At 67.7% G+C, this 2,464-nt stretch carries 2 protein-coding genes; both read left to right on the top strand.

Going from position 1 to position 2,464, the window contains the following annotated elements:
• The first annotated feature begins 361 nt into the window (after positions 1–361).
• Complete coding sequence (locus AB0G02_RS35340) at positions 362–778, top strand: MerR family transcriptional regulator (RefSeq protein WP_360803338.1); 417 nt, start codon at positions 362–364, stop codon at positions 776–778.
• Positions 779–788: 10 nt separating this feature from the next.
• The coding region (locus AB0G02_RS35335; protein ID WP_360803335.1) for a ribonuclease J at positions 789–2,464 on the top strand (1,676 nt) is incomplete at its 3' end.

Genomic DNA, 2,464 nt, shown 5'->3' with positions numbered 1-2,464 from the left:
GAGGTGACGAGGTGCCCTCGCCGCCATGACAAAGAACTACGCAGATGCGCTCGATCGGAGCAGTCCGAGCCGCCTGGATCGTCGGTGAGCCCGCGGCATCCGGTCGCTGATGTCGAGGTCCACCGCGAGCTGGGTGACACCGCAGTCGGACGCCACCAGGGCGAGGACCTTGCGTCGGAACTCGGGTGGGTACCGCTTGGGCATTGTGAGCTGTCCTCCGGGCTACTGAGACGAGTGATTATCCAGTAACCCGAGTCCGTACAAGCAGGTGAGGATCAGAACGCGATTCCCGCGCTGCGTCGGGTGCCACAATGGTCGAATCACACATTCGGCGGCGGATATGGACCATGGGGGTGGGCACATGCAGATCGGCGCGGTGGCCGACCGTACCGGCCTGTCGCTGCGCACGATCCGCTACTACGAGGAGGTCGGCCTCGTCGTGCCCAGCGCTCGCAGCCGGGGAGGGTTCCGCCTCTACACCGAGCCCGACATCGACCGCTTCCAGGTGATCAAGCGCATGAAGCCGCTGGGCTTCCAGCTGGAGGAGATGCGCGAGCTGCTGACCCTCCTCGACGGCCTGTCCGCGGCGAAGGACGACGACAAGCATCTTGACCGCCTCGCCCAGTTCCACACCACGGCCGAGGAGCGCTGCGAGGAACTCCGCGCCCAGCTGTGCATCGCCGAGGACTTCGCCGCCACTCTGCGCCCACCTCCCCCACGACTGAACACCTCGAACCGGGGGCAATTTTTTCTTCCGTCACACTCGCACGTAACGTGAGGGTGTGACCATGGCTCGAACCCCCACTCCTCCACCGGCCCTCACCCCCGGCGCATTGCGCGTCATCGCCGTCGGCGGCCTGGGTGAAATCGGCCGCAACATGACCGTGTTCGAACACGAGGGCAAGCTGCTCGTCGTCGACTGCGGCGTGCTGTTCCCCGAGGAGCACCAGCCCGGTGTGGACGTGATCCTCCCCGACTGGAGCTGCATCCGCGACCGGCTCGACGACGTGATCGCCGTCGTGCTGACCCACGGCCACGAGGACCACATCGGCGGCGTGCCGTACCTGCTGCGCGAACGGCCCGACATCCCGATCATCGGCTCCCGCCTGACCCTGGCCCTGCTGACGGCCAAGCTCGTCGAGCACCGCATCACACCGGTGACGGTCGAGGTCGAGGAGGGGCGACGGCTGTCCCGGGGTCCGTTCGAGCTGGAGTTCCTGGCGGTCAACCACTCCATCCCCGACAGCCTCGCCGTCGCCATCCGCACCGCCGCCGGCCTGGTCCTGCACACCGGCGACTTCAAGATGGACCAGTTCCCCCTCGACGGGCGGATCACCGACCTGCGCGGCTTCGCCCGCCTCGGCGAGGAGGGAGTCGACCTGTTCCTGGTCGACTCCACCAACGCCGACGTGCCCGGCTTCACCACCGCCGAACGCGACCTCGCCCCGGCGATCGACGACGTGTTCCGCACCACGCCCCGACGGGTCATCGTGTCGAGCTTCGCCAGCCACGTCCACCGCATCCAGCAGGTACTCGACGCCGCCCACGCGCACGGCCGCAAGGTCGCCTTCGTCGGCCGCTCCATGGTCCGCAACATGGGCGTGGCCACCGAACTGGGTTACCTCAAGGTGCCCGACGGCCTCGTCGTCGACATCAAGCGCATGGACCGGATGCCGCCCCACCAGGTGACCCTGGTCTGCACCGGCTCCCAGGGCGAGCCGATGGCCGCACTGTCGCGCATGGCCGGTGGAGACCACTCCATCCAGGTCGAGGAGGGTGACACCGTCATGCTGGCCAGCTCGCTGATCCCCGGCAACGAAAACGCCATCTACCGGGTCATCAACGGCCTGACCGACCGCGGCGCGAACGTCGTGCACAAGGGCAACGCCAAGGTCCACGTCTCCGGCCACGCCAGCGCCGGCGAACTCGTCTACTGCTACAACATCGTCCAACCGGCCAACGTCCTGCCCGTGCACGGCGAGGCACGCCACCTGCGCGCCAACGCCGAACTCGCCATCAAGACCGGCGTGCACCGCGACCAGGTGCCCATCGCCGCCAACGGGCACGTCATCGACCTCCACGAAGGCCGCGCCCGCATCACCGGCAAGGTCGAGGTCCACAACGTCTACGTCGACGGCCAGACCGTCGGTGGCGTCACCGAGACCTCACTGGCCCAGCGCCGCACCCTCGGCGAAGAAGGTGCCATCACCGTCGTCGCGATCGTCGACATGGACTCGCGCCGGCTCACCGAACCGCCGGACTTCATCGCGCACGGCTTCGAGCACGACACCTCCACCTTCGCCTCCGCCATCCCCGCCATCGAGAAAGCCCTGGCCGGCGCGAACGAACGCGGCGTCACCGACTTCGGAGGACTGGAACGGCTGATCGCACGCGAGGTGCAGAACTGGGCGTTCCGGATCAACCGCCGACGCCCTGTGGTCATCCCCGTGGTCATTGAGGCGTA

It is taken from the genome of Actinosynnema sp. NPDC023658 (genome assembly GCF_040639995.1).
Classification (GTDB): Bacteria; Actinomycetota; Actinomycetes; order Mycobacteriales; family Pseudonocardiaceae; genus Actinosynnema.
This window is presented reverse-complemented; position numbering and strand designations above follow the sequence as displayed.